This is a genomic window from Streptomyces sp. NPDC048419 (assembly GCF_043200415.1).
In the GTDB taxonomy this organism is placed as follows: Bacteria; Actinomycetota; Actinomycetes; order Streptomycetales; family Streptomycetaceae; genus Streptomyces.
Genome location: NZ_JBICXT010000004.1, coordinates 505,096 through 528,929, shown reverse-complemented (window position 1 = coordinate 528,929; position 23,834 = coordinate 505,096). Strand labels below are relative to the sequence as shown.

At 71.7% G+C, this 23,834-nt stretch carries 18 protein-coding genes and 2 pseudogenes; 7 read left to right on the top strand and 13 right to left on the bottom strand.

Annotated features, from left to right (window positions below; all coding sequences use genetic code 11):
- From ACGFYN_RS12755 to ACGFYN_RS12745, 3 genes and pseudogenes are all read right to left on the bottom strand, one after another.
- Positions 1–156 (bottom strand): annotated as a pseudogene (locus ACGFYN_RS12755) (sugar ABC transporter ATP-binding protein); the annotation flags it as partial.
- A 4-nt stretch (positions 157–160) separates the two neighbouring features.
- Entirely contained in the window at positions 161–1,237 is a 1,077-nt protein-coding gene (locus ACGFYN_RS12750; RefSeq protein WP_393865798.1) for an ABC transporter permease, read from the bottom strand.
- Positions 1,237–2,241, bottom strand: coding sequence for a sugar ABC transporter substrate-binding protein (locus ACGFYN_RS12745; RefSeq protein ID WP_393865797.1), 1,005 nt, complete (start codon positions 2,239–2,241; stop codon positions 1,237–1,239). Before ACGFYN_RS12745 ends, ACGFYN_RS12750 begins: the two co-directional genes overlap by 1 nt.
- A 398-nt stretch (positions 2,242–2,639) precedes the next feature.
- Between ACGFYN_RS12745 and ACGFYN_RS12740 the strand changes: the two genes are divergently transcribed.
- From ACGFYN_RS12740 to ACGFYN_RS12725, 4 genes are all read left to right on the top strand, one after another.
- Entirely contained in the window at positions 2,640–3,413 is a 774-nt protein-coding gene (locus ACGFYN_RS12740; protein ID WP_393865796.1) for a sulfite exporter TauE/SafE family protein, read from the top strand.
- A gap of 67 nt (positions 3,414–3,480) precedes the next feature.
- Positions 3,481–4,875 (top strand): gluconate:H+ symporter, encoded by a 1,395-nt coding sequence (locus tag ACGFYN_RS12735; RefSeq protein WP_393865795.1) that lies wholly within the window; start codon positions 3,481–3,483, stop codon positions 4,873–4,875.
- A 67-nt stretch (positions 4,876–4,942) separates the two neighbouring features.
- Complete coding sequence (locus ACGFYN_RS12730) at positions 4,943–6,271, top strand: enolase C-terminal domain-like protein (protein WP_393865794.1); 1,329 nt, start codon at positions 4,943–4,945, stop codon at positions 6,269–6,271.
- 387 nt (positions 6,272–6,658) lie between these two features.
- Complete coding sequence (locus ACGFYN_RS12725) at positions 6,659–6,904, top strand: hypothetical protein (protein WP_393865793.1); 246 nt, start codon at positions 6,659–6,661, stop codon at positions 6,902–6,904.
- Between the two features lie 60 nt (positions 6,905–6,964).
- Here ACGFYN_RS12725 and ACGFYN_RS12720 read toward each other — a convergent pair whose 3' ends face one another.
- From ACGFYN_RS12720 to ACGFYN_RS12710, 3 genes are read right to left on the bottom strand one after another with little or no spacing between them, the layout of a single operon-like run.
- Positions 6,965–8,236: a sugar ABC transporter permease gene (locus tag ACGFYN_RS12720; protein WP_393865792.1), complete on the bottom strand. Its 1,272-nt coding sequence runs from the start codon at positions 8,234–8,236 to the stop codon at positions 6,965–6,967.
- A gap of 5 nt (positions 8,237–8,241) precedes the next feature.
- Positions 8,242–9,024: an ATP-binding cassette domain-containing protein gene (locus ACGFYN_RS12715; protein WP_393865791.1), complete on the bottom strand. Its 783-nt coding sequence runs from the start codon at positions 9,022–9,024 to the stop codon at positions 8,242–8,244.
- 37 nt (positions 9,025–9,061) lie between these two features.
- On the bottom strand, positions 9,062–10,150 hold the full coding sequence (locus tag ACGFYN_RS12710; RefSeq protein ID WP_393865790.1) for a sugar ABC transporter substrate-binding protein: 1,089 nt from the start codon (positions 10,148–10,150) through the stop codon (positions 9,062–9,064).
- Between the two features lie 259 nt (positions 10,151–10,409).
- Between ACGFYN_RS12710 and ACGFYN_RS12705 the strand changes: the two genes are divergently transcribed.
- Positions 10,410–12,899, top strand: coding sequence for a SpoIIE family protein phosphatase (locus ACGFYN_RS12705; RefSeq protein WP_393865789.1), 2,490 nt, complete (start codon positions 10,410–10,412; stop codon positions 12,897–12,899).
- Positions 12,900–12,949: 50 nt separating this feature from the next.
- Here ACGFYN_RS12705 and ACGFYN_RS12700 read toward each other — a convergent pair whose 3' ends face one another.
- Positions 12,950–13,963, bottom strand: coding sequence for a zinc-binding dehydrogenase (locus ACGFYN_RS12700; RefSeq protein ID WP_393865788.1), 1,014 nt, complete (start codon positions 13,961–13,963; stop codon positions 12,950–12,952).
- 129 nt (positions 13,964–14,092) lie between these two features.
- Between ACGFYN_RS12700 and ACGFYN_RS12695 the strand changes: the two genes are divergently transcribed.
- Positions 14,093–15,808 (top strand): IlvD/Edd family dehydratase, encoded by a 1,716-nt coding sequence (locus ACGFYN_RS12695; protein WP_393865787.1) that lies wholly within the window; start codon positions 14,093–14,095, stop codon positions 15,806–15,808.
- A 46-nt stretch (positions 15,809–15,854) separates the two neighbouring features.
- Here ACGFYN_RS12695 and ACGFYN_RS12690 read toward each other — a convergent pair whose 3' ends face one another.
- The 6 genes and pseudogenes from ACGFYN_RS12690 to ACGFYN_RS12665 form a co-directional block, all read right to left on the bottom strand.
- Positions 15,855–17,123 carry a carbohydrate ABC transporter substrate-binding protein gene (locus ACGFYN_RS12690; protein ID WP_393865786.1) on the bottom strand — a complete coding sequence of 423 codons (1,269 nt, stop codon included), beginning with the start codon at positions 17,121–17,123 and terminating at the stop codon, positions 15,855–15,857.
- Positions 17,120–18,181: a hypothetical protein gene (locus ACGFYN_RS12685; RefSeq protein WP_393865785.1), complete on the bottom strand. Its 1,062-nt coding sequence runs from the start codon at positions 18,179–18,181 to the stop codon at positions 17,120–17,122. Before ACGFYN_RS12685 ends, ACGFYN_RS12690 begins: the two co-directional genes overlap by 4 nt.
- On the bottom strand, positions 18,178–19,077 hold the full coding sequence (locus ACGFYN_RS12680; protein WP_393865784.1) for a hypothetical protein: 900 nt from the start codon (positions 19,075–19,077) through the stop codon (positions 18,178–18,180). Before ACGFYN_RS12680 ends, ACGFYN_RS12685 begins: the two co-directional genes overlap by 4 nt.
- A 49-nt stretch (positions 19,078–19,126) precedes the next feature.
- A pseudogene (locus tag ACGFYN_RS12675) lies at positions 19,127–19,561 on the bottom strand (hypothetical protein); the annotation flags it as partial.
- A gap of 100 nt (positions 19,562–19,661) precedes the next feature.
- Positions 19,662–21,989 carry a tetratricopeptide repeat protein gene (locus ACGFYN_RS12670; RefSeq protein WP_393865783.1) on the bottom strand — a complete coding sequence of 776 codons (2,328 nt, stop codon included), beginning with the start codon at positions 21,987–21,989 and terminating at the stop codon, positions 19,662–19,664.
- A 46-nt stretch (positions 21,990–22,035) separates the two neighbouring features.
- On the bottom strand, positions 22,036–23,361 hold the full coding sequence (locus ACGFYN_RS12665) for a serine protease (RefSeq protein ID WP_393865782.1): 1,326 nt from the start codon (positions 23,359–23,361) through the stop codon (positions 22,036–22,038).
- Between the two features lie 91 nt (positions 23,362–23,452).
- Here ACGFYN_RS12665 and ACGFYN_RS12660 point away from each other — a divergent pair, with 91 nt between their 5' ends.
- Positions 23,453–23,800, top strand: a complete 348-nt coding sequence (locus ACGFYN_RS12660) for a trypco2 family protein (protein ID WP_393865781.1) — start codon at positions 23,453–23,455, stop codon at positions 23,798–23,800.
- Positions 23,801–23,834: the final 34 nt, after the last annotated feature.

The following is a 23,834-nucleotide window of genomic DNA, read 5'->3' as shown; positions in this document are numbered from 1 at the left end:
GGGGCGGACCTCAAGGCTCACCCCGTGCAGGGCGCGGATGTTGCCGTAGGACTTGCCCGCGTTGCGCAGTTCGACGACCACGTCGCCGCCCTCGCTCTCGCCCTCGGGGTCCGCGATGATCGCACCGTGCGTGCCGGTCTTGTCGGAGGATGTCATGAGGTCACCTTCTGGTCGCCGACTGGCGGACCCACAAATTGATCAGGACGGCGCCCAGGAGCATGACGCCCAGGAAGGCCTTGAACCAGTCGGGGTTCCAGCCCGCGAAGACGATGCCCTGGTTGACCATGCCGAACATGAAGGCACCGAAGACCGGGCCGATCGCCGAGCCGTATCCACCGGTCAGCAGACAGCCGCCGATGACCGCGGCCGCGATGTAGATGAGCTCCTGGCCGACGCCTTCACCGGACTGCACGGTGTTGAAGGTGAACAGCTGGTGCATGCCGATGAACCAGGCGCCGAGGCCGACCAGCATGAACAGGGAGATCTTGGTGAACGTCACGGGCACACCGACCGCCCGTGCGCTGTCCTTGCTGCCGCCGACCGCGAAGATCCAGTTGCCGTACTTGGTACGGATCAGCATCCAGGTGGCCAGGGCGGCGAAGGCGAGCCAGTAGAAGACGGTGATCTTCACCTGGACGCCGCCGATGTCGAAGGACGACGCGAAGACCTTCCTGGCCTGGTCGAAGCCGGCCATGTTGCTGATGTCGTCGGTGGCGACGTTGCCGGTCACCATCTTGGTGACCGCGAGGTTGACGCCCTGGAGGATCAGGAACGAGCCGAGGGTGACCAGGAAGCTGGGCAGCCCGGTCTTGACGACCATCCAGCCGTTGAAGAAGCCCATCGCCAGCGACACGATCAGCGCGACGACCACACCGACCCATACGTTCATGGTGAGTTGATAGCTGATCATGCTCGCGGTCAGTGCGGAGGTGATGACCGCGACGCCGGCGGACAGGTCGAACTCGCCGCCGATCATCAGCAGGGCGACCGGGAGCGTCATGATGCCGATGGTCGACGACTGGTACAGGACCGTCGCCATCGAACTGCCGTCGCGCACCGGCGGCGCGGCGATCAGGAAGAACACGTACACCGCTGCGGCACCGAGCAGGACCCCCACCTCGGGGCGGGCCAACGTCCTGACGAGCAGGGGTCGTTGGGCCGTGCGGCCGTCGGCCTGTCTGGGGCCGGAGGCCGGCGGCGTTTTCACCGCCGGTTCGGCGCGCTGGGTCATGCTCATCACCGGGTGCCCTTCGCGGCGAACTTGGCGACGGCGTCCACGTTGTCCTTGGTGATGAAGGCCGGTCCGGTCAGGACGGGCGCGGCGCCGCCGCCGCTGAAGTTGCCGTTGGTCTTGTAGAGCCACAGCGCGTCGACCGCCAAGTAGCCCTGGAGGTAGGGCTGCTGGTCGACGGCGAACTCGATGGTGCCCTTCTGGATCGCGGACACCAGGTCCTTGTTGAGGTCGAAGGTGGCGACCTTCGCCTTGGAGCCGGCGTCGGAGAGCGACTGCACGGCGGTCAGGGCGATGGGGGCGCCGAGGGTGACGACCTGGTCGATGGAGGAGTCCTGCTTCAGCTTCGCCGTGATCGTCGACTTCACCGAGGGCATGTCGGTGCCGTTGACGTAGAGGATGTCGGTCTTGCCGCTGAAGCCCTTCTTCAGGCCCGCGCAGCGGGATTCGAGGGCGACCTGGCCCTGCTCCTGGATGACGCACAGGGCGTGCTTGGCGCCGATCTGGTTCAGGCGCTGCCCGAAGGCCTGGCCGGCGATGTTCTCGTCCTGGCCGAAGTACTCGAGCATGCCGAGCTTCTTCCAGTCGCCGACACCGGAGTTGAAGCCGACGACAGGGATGCCCGCGGAGCCGGCCTTGGCGATGACGTCCTTCATGGCCTGCGGCTTGGCGGCGGTCAGGGCGATGCCGTCGACCTTCTGGTCGATGGCGTTCTGTACCAGGTTGGCCTGGTTGCCCGCGTTCGGGTCGGACGAGTAGACGAGCTTGATGTTGTCCTTCGCGGCCGCTGCCTGGGCACCCTTGCGGATGAGGTCCCAGAAGGTGTCGCCGGGGGAGGCGTGGGTGACCATGGCCACCGTCATACGGGGCGTGGAGGCCTTGCCTGCCGAAGCCGCCGCGTCGCCCTCCTCGGCCTTCTTCCCGCCGGTGCCGCTGGAGCAGCCGGTGGCCATCAGGGTGCCGACGACGATCGCGGCGGTGAGAGTGGCGGCTCGGTGGAGTCTGTGCATGTCCCTTGCACCTCGCTGTACTGATCAGGTTGGGAGTGGAGATTCGGCCTTGCCGAAGGTCGTCGCCCGGTCCGGCGAGAGAGGCGAACGGCTCGGGAGCGCCTTGTGCGGCGGGGGAGTTGTGGTGCTCGACGGCCCTGGGTGTGGGCCGCTGCGGAGCTACTAGAGCGCGTTACTAGTGCGCGCTAGGTGCTCGTACTATGAAGTGGCCCACAGGTGATGTCAATAGCTTTGTCATGACGTATCGACAAGGTGCTCGACACCGACCAGGAGGCATCGGTTCCGCCTGGTGGACGCGTCCCGCCGCGCCTTTGGTTCGTCTCCCTATGTAGACACCGTCATTCATATGGGACAGCTCAAGGGGAGGATGAGGCGTTCTCGGACGGAAAGGGAAAACTGTGGGGGCCGATTCCGTACTCCTGCTCGCCGCGGCGGGCGTCGCCTCGGGGCTGAGCGGATCCATCGCGGGGCTCGCCTCGCTCTTCAGCTATCCGGCCCTGCTGGCCGCGGGACTTCCTCCGGTCGCCGCCAACGTCACCAACACGGTGGCCCTGTTCGCCAACACCGTCGGCACCGCCGCGGGTTCGCGTGAGGAGCTGCGCGGTCAGCGCCGCCGCCTCGTCCGGCTCTCGCTCCTCGCCGCCGCCGGTGGCGCGGCCGGGGCGGCCCTGCTGCTCGGCACGCCGGCCTCGGCCTTCGAAGGCGTCGTGCCCTGGCTGATCGCCCTGGGTTCGGTGCTGATCCTGGTGCGCGACCCGCTGCGCCGACTGACCGCGAGCCGCCCGGAGCTGACCGGCGGCGGCACCCGGGCCGGCACCTGGGCGCTGCTGCCATCGGCCCTCGCGGTACTTCTCGTGGGCCTCTACGGCGGCTACTTCGGCGCGGCGTCGGGCGTCCTGATGCTGGCGGTGCTGTCCCTGTTCGTGAACGAGCCGCTGCCCGTGACGAACGCCGTGAAGAACATCGCCACCGGCGCGGCCAACGCCGTCGCAGCCCTCGCCTACGTCTTCCTCGCGCCCGTCGACTGGCGGGCCGCGGCCGCGCTCGGCCTCGGCTGTCTGGTCGGCAGCCGGATCGGGCCGGTCGTGGTGCGGCGGATCCCCGAGAAGCCGCTGCGGATCGCCATCGCCCTGGCCGGCCTGGGGCTCGCCGTCTCCCTCTGGAGATCCTGAGCCGATTCCCGCGCGCCCATTGACCGGACTGATCACCGGACCTAGATTCTGTCCTCATATGTAGACGGTGTCTCTCTATGAGGACGCTGTTCATCGAAGCGAACAGTTCAAAGGAGAACTGAACATGCCGCTCGTCGTGGTCGGGGTCAGTGTCGTGGTCCTGCTCCTCCTGATGACGAAGCTGAGACTGAACGGCTTCGCCGCCCTCCTCCTGGTGGCCGTGGGTGTCGCCCTGGTCCGTGGCATACCGCTCGAGAAGATCCCGGACGTCCTCTCCGAGGGAATCGGCGACCAGGTCGGCGACACGATGCTTACCATCGGGCTCGGCGCCATGGTCGGCCGCGTGATGGGTGACTCCGGCGCCGCCCAGCGCATCGCCGGCCGGCTCCTCGACCTCTGCGGCCCGCGCTGGGTCCAGGTCGCCATGGTGCTCTCGGCGATGCTCATCGGCGTGACCATGTTCTACGAGGTCGCGTTCGTCATCATCGTGCCGGTCGCCTTCACGCTCGTCCGGGTCACGCGCTCGAACCTGCTGTGGGTGGGTCTGCCGATGTCCATCGCGCTGTCCACCATGCACAGCTTCCTGCCACCCCACCCGGGCCCCACGGCGGTGGCCGCCACCTTCCACGCCTCCGTCGGACTCACGCTGTTCTACGGCCTGTTCATCGCGGTCCCGGTCGGCGCGCTCATCGCGCTGGTGTGGCCGCGCCTCCCCTTCGTCCGGGCGATGAACCCGACCGTCCCCAAGGGCCTGGTCGGCGAGGAGGTCTTCGACGAGGAGGAGATGCCGGGCCTGGGCTGGTCGCTGTCGGTGGCGCTGCTGCCCGTGGTGCTGATCGCGGGCGCGGCGGTGACCGACCTGGCCGACTCCGGCGACAGCCCCCTGCTGCACTTCGTGAACTTCATCGGATCCGCCCCGATCGCCCTGCTGCTCACGCTCGGCGCCGCCATCTGGGCGTTCGGGCCGCGCATGGGCCGCAGCCTGGCCGAGGTCAGCACCTCCTGCCGCGGGGCCGCCCAGGCGATGGCGATGATCCTGCTGGTGATCGGGGCGGGCGGCGCCTTCAAGAACGTCCTCGTCGAAGGCGGCATCTCCGACTACATCAAGGACGTGACCGGCACCTGGTCCATCTCGCCGATCGTCCTCGCGTGGCTGATCGCGGTCATCCTGCGCATCGCGCTCGGCTCCGCGACCGTCGCCGTCGTCACCGCGTCCGGTGTGGCGCTGCCGCTGCTCGCGGGCAGCGGGGTGCACGCCGAGGTCATGGTGCTCGCCGTCTCCTGCGGGTCGATCGCCTTCTCGCACGTCAACGACCCGGGATTCTGGATGTTCAAGGAGTACTTCAACCTGTCCGTCATCGACGCGATCAAGGCACGCACCACCTATACGACGGTCCTCGCGATCCTGGGCCTGGGCGGTGTACTGGTCCTGGAACAGGTCCTGGACGTGCTCAAAATCTGATCACACGCAGCGCCGCCCCGAGTCCCGCCGCCGTCCCGTCCGCACTCACGAGAGCAGAACCGCCGTCATGAGCCAGCCCGTCGTCACCAGGTTCTCCGTATATCCCGTCGCCGGCCGGGACTCCATGCTCCTCAACCTCTCCGGCGCGCACGCCCCGTACTTCACCCGCAACGTCCTCGTCCTGGAGGACTCCGAAGGGCGCACCGGCCTGGGCGAGGTCCCGGGCGGCGAGAGCATCACCCGGACGCTGCGCGACGCCGAACACCTCGTCACCGGCGCCCGCCTCGGCGACCACAAGCGCGTCCTGCGCACACTCCAGGACGCCTTCGCCGACCGCGACCGGGGCGGACGCGGCGCCCAGACCTTCGACCTGCGCACCACCGTGCACGCGGTCACCGCCGTCGAGTCGGCCCTCCTGGACCTGCTCGGCCAGCATCTGGAGGTCCCCGTCGCGGCCCTGCTCGGCGACGGCCAACAGCGCGACGCCGTACGGGTCCTGGGCTATCTCTTCTACGTCGGCGACCCGGACCGCACGGACCTGGACTACGTCCGCGAACCCGACGCCGACGTCGACTGGTACCGCGTCCGGCACGAGGAGGCGCTGACCCCCGAGGCGATCGTCCGCCAGGCCGAGGCCACCTACGACCGGTACGGCTTCCGGGACTTCAAGCTCAAGGGCGGTGTCCTGCCGGGCAGCGAGGAGGTCAAGGCGGTCGTCGCGCTCAAGGAGCGGTTCCCCGGGTCCCGCATCACCCTGGACCCCAACGGCGCCTGGTCGCTGCGCGAGGCCGTCGAGCTGTGCCGCCCGCTCGTCGGCACGCTCGCCTACGCCGAGGATCCGTGCGGCGCGGAGGACGGCTACTCCGGCCGGGAGATCCTCGCCGAGTTCCGCCGCGCCACCGGGCTGCCCACGGCGACCAACATGATCGCCACCGACTGGCGTCAGCTGACCCACGCCCTCGCCCTGCAGTCGGTCTCCATCCCGCTGGCCGACCCGCACTTCTGGACGATGCAGGGTTCGGTACGGGTCGCGCAGCTGTGCCATGCGACGGGCCTGACGTGGGGCTGCCACTCCAACAACCACTTCGACATCTCCCTGGCGATGATGGCGCACTGCGGGGCGGCCGCCCCGGGCGATTACAACGCCCTCGACACCCACTGGATCTGGCAGGAGGGGCTGGAGCGCCTCACCGTGGAACCTCCGCGGATCACCGGCGGCGAGGTCGCCGTCCGGGACACTCCCGGCCTCGGCGTCCGCCTGGACCGCAACCAACTCCTCGCGGCCCACGAGCTCTACGAGGAGAAGGCGTTGGGGGGCCGTGACGACGCCGTCGGGATGCGGTACCTGATCGACGACTGGGCCTTCGACGCCAAGCGTCCCTGCCTGGTGCGATGAGCCCGATTCAAGCCCGGGTCATTGAAACTCCGGTGAACCTGCACACCTTTCACAGCCGGGGTGCAGGGAATCCGAAGAGTCGTGATGTTTGATCCGGAGGCCGCTGGCAATGCCGGAAAAGCCGTCGATGGGAAACCGGGGGCAACGCCCGAGAGTGCAGCGCGGCGGTGAACTCTGTGAAGGAGTCGGAGTGTTCGGTCACCGGGCGGACACGCCGGTGAAGTCCCACGTCGCAGCGGCTTCCGTGGGCGCCTCACACGGGTGGCTGTGCGATTGCGGTCATGCTTTGATCCTCCGCGTGGTGCAGATCGCGGGAGAGGTTCTCCTTTTCGGGAATCGGGCGAACTCTGCCATTCCATAATGGTCATTCGAAAGGAATCGCGCGTCATGAACCTTGTCCCCCAGGTCGAGACGACCGAGATGTCCGACGCCGAGCTGGAGAACGTCTCGGGCGGTCTCGGTCTCGGTGACCTCCCGCTCGGCGGCCTTCCGCTCGGTGCCCTCGCGCTCGGCGGCTCCGGCGGCCTGAACCTGCAGACGCCGCTCGGTGAGATCTCCGGCGGCCTCGTCGCCTCCGGTTCGCCGCAGGGCGTGACCGCGGGTGCGAGCCTGCAGACCCCGCTGTCGGCCTGACACCGACCGCTTGACCGTGGACCCCGGATCGCCTGATCCGGGGCCCACGGCCGTCTCCGCTCAGGCCCGCCCGTGGGCCTCCTGCGAGCGGCGCGCCAGCGCGTCGATGACCACCGCGGCGAAGAGCACCCCGCCCGTGATGACGAACTGAACGGCCGTAGGGGTGTCGGTGATCGCCATGCCGGAGGAGATCGACTGGATGACCAGCATGCCGAGCACCGCGGACCAGGTCGTGCCGCGGCCCCCGAACAGGCTGGTGCCGCCGATGACGGCTGCCGCGATGGCGTTGAGCAGCAGCAGGCCCGACCCCGAGTTCTGGCTCACCGAGGTGATCCGTGAGGCCAGGAACAGACCGCCGATCGCGGCCATCGTCCCCGAGACCGCCAGCACCGCGGTCCGGATGGCCGTCACGTTGAGGCTGGCGCGGCGGGCCGCCTCGACGCCGCCGCCGAGTGCGTAGACCTGCCGGCCGTAGCGCGTGTGGCGCAGGACCACGTCGAGGCCGGCCACCACAACGAGGAAGATCAGCAGGGCGAGGGGCAGGCCCTGGAACCGGTTGAGCAGATAGGCCGACACGAACGCGATCACCGCGAGTCCACCTGTGCGCACCCCGATGTACCGCATCGAGCGGTGCGGCATGCCGGCGGCCACGCGGCGGCGCCGGTCCAGGTACGAGATCGTGAACACCGCGCCCGCGCAGACCGCCGCCAGGCAGTAGGCGACCGCGTCGTTCGTGAAGTAGTAGGTGGTCAGCTGGGCCACCAGGCCGTTCTCGTCGAGGTTGACGGTGCCGCTCGTACCGAGCACCGCGAGCATGAGGCCGTTCCAGGTCAGCAGCCCCGCGAGGGTGAGGACGAAGGCCGGCACCCGGGTCTTGGCGCAGGAGTAGCCCTGGACGGCGCCCGCGGCGGTGCCCGCGAGCACCGCGGCGACCAGGGCGATCCACCCGGGCACTCCTTGGTTCACGTTCAGCACGGCGAAGATCGCCGCGGCGAGCCCGCTGATCGAGCCGACCGACAGGTCGAGCTCCCCGAGCAGCAGCACGAAGACGATGCCGACCGCGATCATCCCCGTGCCCACGATGTCGACGCTGATGTTCGACAGGTTCCGGGGCGAGAGGAAGTTCGTGTTGAGGGACTGGAAGATGATCCAGACCGTGGCGAGCACCAGGACGACGGGGAACGAGCCCAGATCACCGGCGCGGAACCTGCGCTGCAGGGCGACGCCTCCGCTCCGCAGGGCGAGCGCCAGCGCGTGCCCGCTGTGTGCCGGGCGGGCCCGGGTGGCGGGTTCGGCTCCTTCGGCCTGCGGGTTTTCCGCCGTGTCACGCATCGCGATCACCACCCCGTCTCGTAGGAGGCCGCCCGGCGCGGCACGTTCTCCGTGGCGCCCGTGATGGAGGCGATGATCTGTTCCTGGGACGCGGTGTTCACGTTGAAGAACCCGTTGTTGCGGCCGAGCCGCAGCACCGCGGCCCGGTCCGCGAGGGCCTTGACGTCGCCCATGTTGTGGCTGATGAGCAGCACGCCCATACCGCGTTCGCGCAGCGCGTCGACCAGGTCCAGGACCTCGTTGGTCTGCTCGAAGCCCAGCGCCGCGGTCGGTTCGTCCAGCAGCAGGACCCGGGGGTCGCCGAGGAGCGAGCGCGCGATGGCCACAGCCTGGCGCTGGCCGCTGGACAGGGAGACGACGGGGGCGCGCAGATCCGGGATGGTCCGGGTCAGGCGCTCCAGCAGGCCGATGGTGCGGCTCTCCATCTCCATCTCGTCGAGGAAGCCGAACCTGCGGATCTCCCGGCCGAGGAAGAGATTGCCGACGACGTCGAGGTTCCCGCACAGCGCGAGGTCCTGGTAGACGGTGGCGATGCCGAGGTCACGGGCGTCGTGCGGGCGTCTGATCTGCACCGTCCGGCCCTCCCACTCGATGACGCCCTTGTCGGCGGGGGAGACGCCGGAGATCACTTTGACGAGGGTGGACTTGCCGGCGCCGTTGTCGCCGAGCAGGGCGACGACCTGGCCGGCGTGGATCTCCAGTTCGATGTCCTTCAGTACCTCGACGACACCGAAGCGCTTGCACACCCCGCGCAGCGCCAGCAAGGGTGCAGCCGGCACAGAAACCATCTCCTTCCCGGGGCCCGGCCCGGCCGAGGCGGGCTTGTCAGATCAGTCCGGCCTTGCTGCAGGCGGCCCGGAGCCTGGGAACGCAGATCTGCCTGACGGTGTAGACGCCGTCCTTCACCAGGGTGTCGTTGATGGTGGGCGCGGTCACCGAGATCGGCCTGAGCAGGACGGCCGGCACCGTCTTGCCCCCGCTGGTGCGCACCTTGTCCTTGCCCACCTCGGTGAGGGGGGCCCGGCGGGCCGCGGCAACCGCCATGGCGGCGCCCGCGGAGGCCTCGGGACCGAAGGGCTTGTAGACGGTCATGTACTGCTCGCCGGCGACGATGCGCCGCACGGCGCCGAGCTCGGCGTCCTGCCCGGTGACGGGAGGCAGCGGGGCGACCTTGTTCGCCTTCAAGGAGGAGATGCTGCCGGAGGCGAGGCCGTCGTTGGCGGCGTAGACCCCCTGGATCCTGTCGGCGCCGAGAGCGGCGATCGCGCCCGACATGTTCATGTACGCGGTCTCGGTCCGCCACTCCAGGGTGTCGTACGCCTTGCCGATCTTCACTCTCCCGGTGAGCACGGAGAGGGCCCCCTTCTTGAACGACACCGCGTTGGGGTCGGTCGGATCGCCGTTCATCATGACGATCTGCGGGCTCTTCGCCTGCGGGCCCATCGCCCGCAGCAGCGCCCTGCCCTGGAGCCTGCCGACCTGCTCGCCGTCGAAGGAGACGTAGCCGGAGATCGGGCCCTCGGACAGGCGGTCGTAGGAGATCACCGGGATACCCGCCTGGGCCGCCTTGGTGACCGCGGTGCCGAGCGACCGGGCGTCCACGGGAACCAGCACGATGGCGTCGACGCCCGAGGTGATCACCGAGTCCATCTGCTCCTGCTGGATCGCCACGTCACCGCGGGCGTTGGCGTGCTGAATGGTGCAGTCGGCGCACAACTGCGTGATCTTCTTCTCCAGCAGGGGCCGGTCCTGGGTCTCCCAGCGGGCCGTGGTGGCGTCCGGCAGCAGCACGGCGATCCTCGGTGCGTTCCCGCCGCCGGGGTCGCTCGCCGCGCCCGATCCGCACGCGGCCAGGGCGACGGCCGTCGAGACCGCCGTCATGGCGACCGCCGCACCCCGTACGCAGGCCTTCATGCCGGGGGACCTCCCTCCGGGACGGAGATCCTTCTGGGACGCCCACGTGCGCGTGGCGGGACGACCTGTCGTCAGTGTGGCACCGGCCGCGATGATCTGCGAACGCGGCGGCGGCCCCGCAACGGCTGGGCGCCGCCGCGTGATCGGCCCGCTTGCGGGGGCCCGCGGACGGTCCACTGCGCTACGGCTGGGTATGGGACTCTGGGGAGTAGATGCCCGATCTCAGCCGCTGCGGCCCGGACGGGAGGTAGGTGTAGACATGCCTCACGACGGCCGAGCCCGGGCGGGAGTCTCTCCGCCGCGGGCGTCCGGGGCCGACACCGCGGCCACCGGTGTGGCGCCGCCGCCGCCCGAGGCGGCGGCCGGCGACCAGGTCCTGGCCTTCGCCGGGGTGGCCGTGGCGGCCGTCTACGTGCCCGGAGCCGGCGAGCAGGAGCTGCTGCAGGCCGAGACGCTCCGCCGCCAGATGTCCGAGTACCGGCCGCCCGAGCGTCTGCCCCTGGCCGAGGGCTCGCCCGCGGCGCACGCCTTCCGCACCGGCCGGCCCCTGTGGCTGAGCCCCGCCGACCTGGCCACGTACGGGGAGCCGCGGGCCGGCGTGCCGCTCGGGGCGCTGCCGCTCGCCGCGGACGGCGTACGGCTCGGCTGCCTCGTCGTGGTGGGCGTCTCCGGGAGCGGCTTCGAGGCCGAGCAGCGGCACTTCCTGGAGCGGTACGCCGACGCCGTCGCCCGCGTGCTCCCGGCCGATGCCCCCGGATCCGTGCCGTCACCGGTCCTGCGGCCCGCCCTGCGGAACCTGCACGCAGGCTCCTTCGTCCTGGTGCCCGACACCGGCGTGGTCGAGGCGGACGAGACCCTGCTCGGCCTGCTCGGCATCGCGCCCGCCGACTTCGACGGCAAGGCCGACACCCTGCTCGCCCACGCCCTGCCGGAGGACATGCACGCCCTGGTGTCGGTCCTGGAGCCGGCCGCCCAGCCGTCCGCCCGGCGCGAGCTGGAGTTCCGCGTCCGCGGCCCCGCGGGCGAGATGCGCTGGCTGAGCCTGAGCTGCCGGGTCGTGGCGAGCGGCGACGCCGGGCCGGAGCGCGTCCTGGGAGTGGTGACGGCGACCCGGGTGCTGCGCCGCGGCTCCGACGACGTCTCCCGGATCCAGTGGCTGACCGCGGCACTCGACGACGCCACCACGGTCCCCGACGTGGGCCGCGTCGTGGTCACCGCGCTGCGTGAGCCGCTGGGCGCCGACCGGGTGGCGCTGGCCGAGTTGCAGGGCGGGCGGCTGACGGTCACCGTGCTCGACCCGCCGCAACCCGCCGCCTGGCCGGAGACCTGGCGCACCCAGTGGCGCTCGGAGTGGCCCGACGCGCCGGTCAGCTCCCTGCCCACCCTGCAACTGGCCCTACGCGACGGCCGGTTGGACCTGTGGCCCGCCGGCTCGGCCTTCGAGGCCGGACTCGCGGGCATCGGCGAGGGCGGGCTGGCCGTCCTGCCGCTGCCCGCCCGGGGCCGGATCGCCGGGGTGTGCCTGGTCGGCTGGGACCGGCCGCACGTGTTCCTGCCCGACGAGCGGTCCCTGCTGACCGCCACCGCGGCGCTGGTCGGGCAGGCCCTCCAGCGCGCGCACGAGCACGACGCCGAGCAGGAGCTCGCCACGATGCTCCAGCGCAGCCTGCTGCCCCGGCGCCTGCCCGAACTGCCCGGCGCGACGGCCGTGGCCCGCTACCTGCCCGCACGGCGGGGACTGCAGGTGGGCGGCGACTGGTACGACGTCATCGCCCTGTCCGAGGACCGGGTGGCGCTGGTCATCGGCGACGTCCAGGGGCACAGCGCGGGAGCCGCCACCATCATGGGCCAGATGCGTACGGCGGTCAGGGCCTACGCGGTGGAAGGCCACCCGCCCGACGTGGTCGTCTCGCACGCCAACCGCCTCCTCGTCGGCATGGAGACCGACCTCTTCGCCACCTGCTGCTACGCCGAACTCGACCTGGAGCAGGGCAACACCCTGTTCGTCCGGGCCGGGCACCTCGCACCACTGGTGCGCCACCCCGACGGCAGCACGCAGGAGATAGAGGTCGAGGGCGGCCTCCCGCTGGGCATCCTCGCCGACGCCGAATTCCCCATGACCTCGATCGAGTTGGCCCCCGGCACGGTGCTCGCCCTGCTCACCGACGGCCTGGTGGAAGCGGCGGACCTCCCCGTCGACGAGGGCATGGACCGGACGCGCGCGGCACTCGCCGCCGCCGAGCCGGGTGATCTGGGGCGCATGGCGGACCGCCTGCTCGGTGAGGACGGCCGCCGCGAGGACGACGTGGCGCTTCTGCTGCTCCGCTACGACGGCATGCGGACCCGGCCGATCCGGGCCGGCTGGGTGGTGTGGCGGCTGCCCGACGCCGTCATGCACGCCCGTCGCTTCACCGCGCGCACGCTGCGCAGTTGGCGCATCGGGGACGTGGCCGACGCGGTGCTGCTGGTGGTGTCCGAACTGGTCACCAACGCGCTGGTGCACACCCAGGGCCCGGTCCGCCTCGATCTCACGCTCCGCGGGGACAAGGTGCGCGTCTGCGTCACCGACTCCTCGCCGCGCGCGCCCGCCAAGCCGGTGATCGTGGACTGGGAGTCGACCGGCGGCCGGGGCCTGCTGCTGGTCGAGGCGATGTCGGAGGCCTTCGGCTCGATGCCGGTGGCCGGCGGCAAGCAGGTCTGGAGCGAGATCGCCGTGCCGGGGCGGACGGAGCAGCCGCCGGACGAATGACGAAGCCCGGGCCGCCTGCGGGGAGCGGCCTGCTCCCGGTACGCCGTCCCCTAAGTGGCCGGATCGACATGGACCTTGGGCCCCGGTCCGGCACCCCGCGGACGTTCACCGGTGAGCACCGGCCCCACCTCGTCGAGGCTCACGGTCGCGGCGACGAGCGGCCTCGGGTCGACCGAACCGGACGCGTACGCACGAATGGTGGCGTCGAGGGCGGGGGAGGCGGACAGGATGCCCACCGCGGTCACGTCCTTCAGGACCAGGGTGCGGGCGTCGATCCCGCTGCGCTCGCCCGCCAGCCCGATGTACACGAGGCGACCCCCCGGCTCGATCAACTCCAGGGCCAGTTCGGGCAGATGAGCGGCGTTCGAGGCGTCCACCACCGCGTCGAACGGCAGGTCCGGCAGGGTGCCCTCCGCCCAGACGTGCTCGAAGCCCAGCCCACGGGCGAAGGAGAGGGAGTCGTCCGTGCAGCCCATCAGATGGACCTCCGCGCCGGTGGCCCGCAGGAACATCGCGGCCAGCAGCCCGATCGTGCCCGGCCCCAGGACCAGGACGCGGTCCCCGGGGTGCGGTGCGGCGGCCTGGGCGGCGCGCAGCGCGTTGCCGCCCGGTTCGACCAGCGCGCCCAGAACGGGGTCGACGGCGTCGGGCAGCAGGTGCAAGGAGGAGGCGGGCACGGCGAGTTGCTCCGCCAGGGCGCCCGCCCGCGCCCCGCGGACACCGACCTCCTGCCGCTGCTCGCACACGTGCTGATGCCCCCGCAGGCAGCGGCGGCAGGTGCCGCAGCCGAGCATCGTGTCACCCATGACACGGCGGCCCAGCCGGCCGGGATCGACACCGTCGCCGACCGCCGAGACACGGCCGGACCACTCGTGGCCCGGCCGCATCGGGTAGGCGCAGTGCCCTTGGTGGAGATAGGCCATCTCGCCGGTGAAGAACTCGACATCGGTGCCGCACACGCCGACCCGCTCGACGTCGACGACGACCTCGCCGGGACCGGCCACGGGCACCGGAACCTCCTGGACCGCGTACTCGCCCGGCGCCGTCAGGACGAACGCGCGCATGAGGCCAGGCCCCGCGGGCGCCCGGGCAGGGGCCGGCGCCGTCGGGATACCGCGGTCATCGGACGTCTGCGTATGCTCCATGGCGATCCAGACTGTAGACCGCCGTACCCGACGGCCGGAAGGAACCGCATGGCCGGGCTCCGCAGCGCACAGTGGTACGAGGGCCAGGACCGCAACGCCTACATCCACCGCGCGTGGATGCGGCGGGGAACCCCGGACGACGCCTTCGGCGGGCGGCCGCAGATCGCCATCGCCGACACCGCCTCGGACCTGACCCCTTGCAACAGGCATCTCACCGAGGTCGCGGCCTCGGTGCGCAACGGCGTGTACGAGGCGGGCGGCATCCCCCTGGAGCTGCCCGTGGTGTCGCTGGGGGAGACCCAGATGCGGCCCACCGCCATGCTCTGGCGCAACATGGCCGCGATGGCCACGGAGGAGATGCTGCGGGCCAACCCCCTTGACGGCGTGGTGCTGTTGGGCGGCTGCGACAAGACCATCCCGGCGCTGCTCATGGCCGCCGCGTCGGTGGACCTGCCCGCGGTCGTCGTGCCCGGCGGGCCGATGCTCACCGGCACCTTCCGCGGCGAACCGCTGGGCTGCGGCACCGACGTGTGGCGGCTGTCGGAGGAGGTCCGGGCCGGCACGCTCTCCCAGGAGCAGTTCATCCGCTCCGAGTCGGCGATGATCCGCAGCCGCGGGCACTGCAACACCATGGGCACGGCCTCGACGATGGCCCTGGTCGCCGAGGCACTCGGCACGGTCGTGCCCGGCACGGCCGGAACTCCCGCCCCCGACAGCCGGCTTCTGGCGGCCGCGCACCGCACGGGCCGGCTCGCGGTGGAGATGGTGGGCGCAGACCGCAGGCCGGCGACGCTCCTGACCCGGGCGTCCTTCCACAACGCGATCGTCGCGCTCGCCGCCATCGGTGGCTCCACCAACGCGGTCGTCCATCTCCTCGCCATCGCGGGCCGGTCGGGCATCGACCTGACGCTCGACGACTTCGACCGTATCGGCTCCCGCGTGCCGGTTCTGGTGGACCTGCTGCCGGCCGGCCGCTACCTCATGGAGGACTTCCACCGGGCCGGCGGACTGCTCGCCGTACTGCGCGAGGTGCGCGACCTCCTCGACCCCACCGCCCTGACGGTCACCGGTGAACCCCTCACCGACTTCCTCGACGACGCGCCGATCTGGGACGGCGAGGTCATCCGCACCCGCGCCGAGCCGCTCGTCGCCGAGGGCGGCATCGCCGTCCTGCGTGGCAACCTCGCGCCCGACGGCGCCCTGATCAAACCGGCCGCCGCCTCACCGCACCTGCTGCGGCACCGCGGCCGCGCCGTCGTCTTCGACAGCATCGAGGACTTCCACGCCCGCGTCGACGACCCCCAACTCGACGTGGACGCCGACTCCGTGCTCGTCCTGCGCGGCTGCGGGCCCAAGGGCTATCCGGGCATGCCCGAGGTGTCGAACATGCCGCTGCCGAAGAAGCTGCTCGAACAGGGCGTCCGCGACATGGTCCGCGTCTGCGACGGCCGGATGAGCGGCACCGCCTACGGCACCGTCGTCCTGCACGTGGCCCCGGAGGCCGCGGCGGGCGGCCCCCTCGCCCTGGTGCGCACCGGTGACCTCATCATCCTCGACGTCGAGGCCCGCCGAATCGACGTCGACGTGCCGGCGGACGAACTCGCCCGCCGCACGCCGGACAAGGCCACCCTCGCCGGTTTCGCCGACCCCTGCCGCGGCTGGGAGCGCCTCTACGTCGACCATGTCCTCCAGGCCGACACCGGAGCCGACCTGGACTTCCTGGTCGGCTCCAGCGGCTCGGAGGTGACCCGCGAATCCCACTGACCGCCCCACGGCCGGCGGCGACGGGGTGCGGCCTGCTGGGGCCGGCTCAGTGGGTACTGCACACCGTCTGCAGCGCCGCGTGCCCGGCGTTCTGCGTGGACACGTCCTGCACCCGCTGCACATTGCCGAGAAGAGTGCCGATATGAGGGTCCTGTCCCTCGGCGACCCGGGCCATGGTCAGCAGGGCGGCCTCGTAGAAGGCGTCCCGTACGGCCGGTGCCATGACGTCCGAGGCGTCGAGGCAGCGCGGGCCCTTGAGGAGCCGCTGGGCGATCTGATGCTCGACCGCCTGGTCCTTCGGGACCACCTGGCGATTCGCCGAGAAGACGCCCGCCACTCTCGCCCACTTCTGCTGGGTCTCCTTCGAGGACAGCCTGCGGATCAGTTCAGCGGCCCGCGGCCTGCCGCTGAACAGGGCCGCGAAGTCGCCGGTCACCTCATGGGCGCGGAGCCGGGCGCCCCCGGGCAGCAGGGGAGCGGAGTCCATCAGGCGTGCGTGCTCCGTGTCCTTCTCGCCGTAGAAGGAACGCGCGAACGAGCCCTGGTGCTCCAGGGTGCAGCCGTGCGCGCCGCCGAACAGCAGCCCGTGGCCGCGCGAGGGGCCACGATGGTCGGTGAGCAGGGCCGTTTTGGCCGCCGTCGTGTCCTGCTTGAGCAGACCCGCCCAGGCGGCCCAGGCGGTGCGCACCTGGTCACTCCGCCACCACTTCTTCCTCGGTCCGCCCGAGTTCAGTGCCCACTGCGCATAGAGGCCGGGGCCCGCCCGTTGCAGCACGAGGTCCTCGATCCAGTCGGTTCCGGGCCAGCCCGAGGCGCCGTCGTCGTCCATGCCCATGCACCAACTCCTCATGGGCGCGGGCGTGTTGGCGGGCCGGTGGCCCTCGCGGTACCAGACGACGCTCTTCAGGTCCGCCTTCACCGGGACCCAGTACACGTGGCCGGAGGCCGTGCCGGCAGCGTTCCAGGGCGCGCCGTACTGCTTCGGGTCGTAGAGATGGTCCAGCGGTTTGAGGCGGTTCTGGTCCCGGTATTCGGCGAGTTCGCCGATGCCCGGCATGATCACGACGTCCGGGGGCTCGCCCGACTGCACCTTGGAGAGCAGCACCTCGCGCTGGGCCGCGGTGCCCTGGTAGTGGAACGGGATGCCGAGCCCCCGTAGCACCGTCTTGAACTGCTCCTCCTGCTGCCCGGTCCACGTGCCGAGGATGGTCACCGGCTCCTCGTCGTCGTGCTGCGTCCAGACCACCACCACACCGACGGCGGCGATCAGCAGCATGACCACCATGAGGACCAGGATCTTGAACCGGCGGGTCACCGTCGCCTCCAGTAGTCGCCGTCGAGCCGGAGGCCGAGACCCAGCGCGGGCAGGACGACGATCAGCAGTCCGCCGACGAAGGTGCCCCGGTACACCCGGTCGGTCCAGGTGTCGTCGGTGAGTTGCTGCCGGACCCGCTCCGACGTCCGGGTGACGCTCTGCTGTGCGTCGATCAGTTCCGAGTCGCTCTTCCGCGGCACCTCGGTGATCCGGGGCACGTCCGTGATCTGCCCGGACACCTCGGTGATCTGCCCCAGGTCCTTCAGCGCCCCGTCGAGGTCGTGCTCGGTGGTGGACGTCGCCATCAGCGGGACCACCGCGAGCGCCACGGTGAGGGCGAGGGCCGCGAGCAGGTACGGGTCCCAGTCGCGGCCGCAGCGGTCGCGCAGTACGAACAGCGCGGAGAGCAGGGTCGACGCGAGCGCGGCCAGGGCGAGTTCGGCGAGCCACCAGCCCGCGCGCTGCCAGGCTCCCACGGCGGCCGTGTGCCTGGCTTGGGTCATCTGGGTCCGCTGGAGGCTCTTGAGCCGGGGTGCGAGTCCCACCTTGTCGCGGACGAGCAGCGACTTCGCCTCCTGGAACTTCAGCTCCCGCATGAGACGTTGGTCCCGGTACATGGACGTGCCGAGGTTGAGCGAATTGCCGTAGGTGGCGAGCAGACCGTTCACGGTGCCGAGGTCCTGGTCGGTGCGGTCGGCGATGCGGGACAGGCCCTGGTCGGCGGCGGAGAGCTGGGAGCGGTAGGCCTCGCCCGAGCCCGCGACGTCGACGAGTCCGTACCGCAGCAGGGCCTCCGCCTCCTGGTACGAGCGCAGCGCCGCGAGCCGGGAGCCGGCGAGCCCCTGCACGGCCGGCGCCTCCCGCGACGCGAGGGCCACGGCGCCGCGCTGGGTCTGCCGGTAGGAGAAGAACAGCGCGGTGGCCGCCACGGCCGCGCACAGGAACAGGATCAGCAGGTGAGCCTCCAGGAGCCGGCGGGTGCGCCAACGGCTCAGCCGCCGGCGCCATAAGGAGGCCGGCGAGTATCGGCGCCAGGAGACGGCGCGTCCGGTTGTCACAGCAGCTTCTTTCCGCAGGTGATGCAGTAACGGGCCTCGCTCCCGGCCGGGGTGCGGCACGCGCGGCAGCGCGGGCCCGGCCGCGCCCCGACGGCCTCGGTCAGCGGCCCGCCGGGCCGGGATCCGGCGCGCAGGATCATCGGGGCCAGGGTGCCGGCGTCGACGGTGCGCAGCCGGATCCGGCCCGCGGCCGCGTCCTCGATGTCGGCGACCGTGCGGATCTCGTCCAGCACCCACTCCTTGCCGAGCTCTGCCGCCAGGCGGGCGGCCTGCCCCAAGTGGTTCTCGGCGGTGTCCCGTTGCCGCGCCTCGAGTGCGACGAGTCCTTGGCGAAGGGCGCTGCGCATCCGGGCGGTGACATTGAGGCTGCGCACGCTGTCGCCGCCCGCCGGGGCGTGCGGCGGGGACCGGTCGGGCAGGTGCCAGCGGGCGAGGACGGGGGCGTGGACCTCGCCGACGGCGACCATGGCGAACTGCAGCTCCGTCTCCAGCGGGTCGGCGTCGGCGTCGGTGACCAGGGTGAGCAGGTAGTCACGGCGGCCCTGCTCCCACTGGTAGGTCGGGAAGCTCCAGCGGTGCGGCCGGCCGGGCTGCGGCAGCCCGCCGAGGCGGTGCGCCCGGGGCGCCTTCTCGGTGAGCGAGACCTGGCGGACGGAGGGCCGCACGGTCACCTCGATGGGCAACTGCGGCGTGTGCACCCGGCGCAGCCGCTGGATGGCACCGGTGATCGCTTGGGCGAGGCCGTCGTCCACGAACTCGGCGGTGCCGTGCAGTCGTTCGGCGAGGGTCAGCAGTGGGTCGGGAGACCAGTCCGTGCCCACGGCGAACACGTCGCAGGTGAACTGCCCGGCACAGACGTCCAGTTCCTCCTCCAGCCGGGCTCTCGCCTTCGGCACTGCTGCCGTCGGTGATCAGCACCAGATGCTGCACGGACAGCGGGCGGCCGGCGAGCAGGGCACGCGAGGCGCCCGCCCAGGTGGCGTAACCGGCGGGCCGCGGCCCGTCCTTGTGCAGCGGGAGCGAGCTGGCGACGAAGGCGGCCCGGCGCCGCTCGTACTGGTTGGCGACGGCCCACTCGTCGTCGCCCAGCGGGTAGCACCGTCTCGGCTCGGGGCCGGCGCCGAGCAGGGTGAAGGAGATGCCGTCGGGCAGGGCGCGCAGGGCGGCCGCCAGCGCGTGCACCGCCGCCCGGTTGGACTCGGCGACGTCCACCGCGATGATCACCGCGAGCTCGACCGCGGGCAGATCGGTGGGGGCCCCGTCGGCGGCCACGTCGACCTGCAGATGGGCCTCGATCTTCACGTTGCGGTGCGGGCGCAGATCGCCCTCGAGATCGACGTGCAGTCGGATGCCCGGCTGCGGCCGGGTGTGGCTGCTCATCTCCTGCGTCACCGCTCCTTCCCCTTCGTCGCCGTACCGCGCACCGGTGCTGCGGTCTGAAAGCCGTGCGGTCCGTCCTGCGGGCTGTCGTGCCGTGCGGTCAGAACACGGTCTGCGGCCGCACCGCGTGCAGCAGGTCCACGAGATGCTCGTGGGCGGCGGCCGACTCCCGGTGGCGTACGGCCAGTTGCCGGTAGCGGGACTCCAACTCCCGGCGCAGCTTCCGCTCCGGGCCGCTCAGGCGTCTGAGCCGGCGGGCGTCGAGCCGTCCGGCACCTCCCGCCGGGCCGGGCCGGTCGCCGAGGCTGTGCAGCGCGTCCAGCTTCCACTCGTGCAGTTCGGTGCCCAGGCGCAGCGCCTCGTCCTCGGACAGGCTGGGCTCGCCGGCGCCCGGACTCCGGCCGACCAGGCCGTGCAGTTCCTCCAGCGCCGCGTCGACCTCGCCGGGCGCGGGCAGCGGATCACCGTCCCCGGGCAGCCTTGCCGCGCGGATGCGCACCGAGGCGATCCGGGTGACGGTGTGGTCCAGCGTGCCGGGCCCGACCCGGGCGAGCACGTCGAGGGCCGCCCGGCGGTCGCCCGCGCGCAGCGCGAGCCTGGCCAGGCCGAGCGCGGCGCCGCCGTGCGCGGGGTTGCGGGCGAACACGGCCTCGTACAGCTCCTTGGCACTGGGCCCGGCGGTGTCGTCGCCGAGGAGCTCCCCGCAGTAGGCGAGAGCCAGCTTGGGCGCGTACTCGCCGGGCAGTTCGAAGTGCACCTGCAGGAAGTGGTTCCTGGCCTGGATCAGATGGCTCTGGGCCTGGGAGGCCCGGCGCGGGTCGTCGGCGAGGCCGGCGCCGCGCAGCGCGAGCAGGGCGCGGTGCCACTCCAGCCGCCACCGCCGTACCGCGGACGGTCCGGGGATGGAGTCCGCGATGTCCAGCTCCTCCTGGGCCCGTTCCAGGTCCGCGAGCGTGTTCCGGCCCAGCAGGACCCGTACGTTGTGCAGGCAGATCTCCACCGAGCGCGGCTTCTCGTCCTGCTGGTCCAGGAGTTGGCCCGGGTCGTAACCGCTGCTCACCTCGAACCGGGCGGTCTGCGGGTCGCCCGGGAACCGCCTCGGCACCGGCAGGCACCCGGCGATCTCGGTGGGCGTGGGGGCGCCGAGGTCGAGGGCGGGGGCCACGGGCGGCTCGTACCGGTCGCGGCGCGGGCGCGCCAGCCAGTGCTCGATGCCCGGCACGGTGCCGAGCCGGGCGCCCAGCAGTTGCGGGGAGGGCCGGAAGTAGTCGGACGGCTCGGGCGGGTCGCTCTTGCCGCGCAGGGCACGGATCTCCCGCAGGGCGCCGCGCAGTTGGCCGGCCATCTCCCGGGCGTCGGCGAAGCGCCGGCCCGGATCGGTCCGTACGGCGCGCTCGACGACCCACCAGAAGGAGGTGGTGCCCAGGCCGGGCACCCCGTCCACGGCCCAGCGGGCGAGTTCGCGCAGGGTGACGCCCACGGTGTGCAGGTCGTGCGCGACGGTGGGCATCGCGGAGGAGCCGGTCTCGGGCGCCATGTAGTCGGGCGTGACATGGGCGGGCGGCTCGCTCTGCCCCTTCTCGCGCATGCCGCCGAGGTCGATGACCTTGACGCCGTCGCCGTGATGCACGACGTTCGACGGCTTCATGTCCCCGTACACGAAGACCCGTTCACCGCCCGCGTGCAGATGGACGAAGGCCTCCAGGATCTGGCAGCCGTACGCCGCGACGTGCTCGATGTCGAGGACGGACTCGCCGCGCCGGGTCTCCTCGACGACCTTCGCCAGGGTGCCGTCGCCGACGTCGTCCATGACGATGTAGCCGCCGGTGACCTGATGGTGGTCGTCGCGCCGGGCGACGAAGTCGCGGATCTGGACGATGCGGGGGTGGCGGATGGCGACCAGGTTGCGGCGCTCGACGTCGGCGAGCCGGGCGCCGTCGTGCTCGTAGCGGTTGAGCAGTCCCTTGACGGCGACGACGTCACCGAGATGGGTGTCCCGGGCGAGGTAGACCCAGCCCTGGCCGCCGTGTGCGATGGGACCCATGATCTTGTACTGGTCGCGCAGCAGGTCGCCCTCGGCCAGCTCGGGCTCGTACGAGTAACGCTCGCCGCAGGCCGGGCAGAAGCCCTTGATCGGCACCGGGCCCTCGGTGTAGGGCGGGGCGAAGACGATGCCGCAGGTGGCGGACGAGCAGGCCATCCGGATGCGCAGCGGCCCCTCGGCCCGGATGAGGCGCTCCTCGGCGGGGCGCGGTGCGCGCTCAGGGACGTCGAGCAGGTCGTGGGGGCCGCGTTCGCGTGGGTCCTCGGGCAGGGCGGGCAGCCCGGTTCCGTTCTCCGCGCGGCCGCACACCGCGCAGTGACCGGTGGGCAGCACGGTGCCGGTGCAGGCGGTTCCGTCGAAGTGCCGGTGCGGGCAGGTGGTCATCCTCCGGTCGTCCTCCTCCCTCGCCCGGGCCGCACCGGGCACCTCGTCACAGTTCTCCGTGGCGGCTCAGGTCGGCGCGCAGCGTCCTGAGCAGCTTGCGCAGCCGGGTGAGTTGCTGATGGGGGTCCTTCACGCCGTCGATCCTGCGGCGCTCGGCCCGGCGCAGGTCGGCCGTCTCGGTCACCGAGCCCAGGGAGGCGCTGTCGATGACGTCGCGGCGGACCGCGGCGCCGAACTCCGCGCGCTCCAGAAGGCCGATGAGGGTGTCGGCGTGGCCGAGCAGCGCGGGCCGCAGCAGTTCGTCCCGGGCCGCGCTCCAGCCGGTGCCGCCCTCGTGCCGGAAGACGAGCAGCAGGCGGAAGTTCAACACCCGTAATCTCGCCAGGAGTTCGATGAGCGGCCCCGGCTGCGGTTCCTCGTCCAGGCCGTCGACGAGGACCGTGACCGGGTGCGCGGGCGCGCGGTCGGCCACCCGCTCGGGCTGGGGCTTGGTGCCGCGCAACCAGTCCCAGTACGCCAGGTATTCACCGGCCGTACGGTCGATGTGGTCCAGCGCGTGGTCGGCGAGGTCCGGTCTGCTGCCGCCGCCGCGGTGCACGACGTGGGCACGATGCAGCAGATGGCGCAGCGAGCGGTCCTTGCCGCTGTCCGGGGCCACCACGGTGATCTTCACCGGGTCCTCGTCCGGGTCTTCGAACCACTGGATCAGCCGCTCCTCGAAGGCGTGATCCCAGGCATGCGGGCTGCTCAACTCCTTCACCACGGGCGAGAGTTCGGCGATGCGGTCGATGGGGAGCAGATAGGAGAAGGCCACCCGGTTGTCCTCGGGCAGGGGCCGGCTCAGGTCGCCGCGCCAGCTGACGACGATACCGACCACACGGGTCGGAGAGCCTTCCCGCGGCCGGGTGCACACGGCGGCGCCGCTGAACCCGGCGCGTACCACCTCCGACTTGGTGACCGCGTCGAGCTGCACCCTTTCGCCGCTGGCGCCGCCGATGCGGCCCCACAGGTTCATGCCCTCGTCGAACCCCTCCGCATAGCCGGCCGTGTAGACCTCCATGCCACCCCACAGCTCGGTTTCGAGCGGGGCGGGGCGCGCCTGCGGGCGCGGGCTCTCCAGGTGCAGCACGGCCACGTCCTGGCCGCTCCCGCTCTCCCGCAGCCAGCCGCCGGGCATCACGCGCGCGGCCACCGGCCGCAGTCGGTCGTTCTCCGCGAACTCCAGCCACATGACGGTGCTTGGGTCCTCGCCCACCACGTGCGCGCAGGTCAGCGCCGTGTGCTGGTCGATGAGCACGCCCGCGCCGCAGATGGGGCCCTCGGCGCCCCCGCGGCGCAGCCTGAGCCTCCAGTCCGCACGCAGTTCCCCCATGCCGCCTCACACTACGCGCGGAGCATGGTGGGTCCCTAGACTTATGACCAGGTTTGATCGGCCAATTTACGGAAGTCGGCGGTGTGTTGACATGGGGGATACGGAACCTGTCGGTCTCGCGGAGGCCATCGGCACAGTACGCGCGGAGTTGGCGCGGGCCCAGGCCGAAGGCGCCGAGAGCGACTGGCGGTTCAGCGTGGAGCAGGTCAGCCTGGAGTTCTCGGTGCAGTTCCACCGGGCCGGCGAGGGCGGGGCGGGGCTGCGTCTGGGCGTGGTCGAGGCCCGGCTGGGCGGCTCGGTGAGCCGCGACAACACGCACCGCATCCAGGTCGACCTCAAGCCGCTGCCGCGCCCCGACGGCCGGCACCACGAGGTGAGCCGCGAGAGCGACGCCGCCCGCAAGGGAGCGGGCCCGGACGACCACACCGTCGCGCGTTAGACCTACGGCGACACGCGCGCGCCCGGTGGCGGAG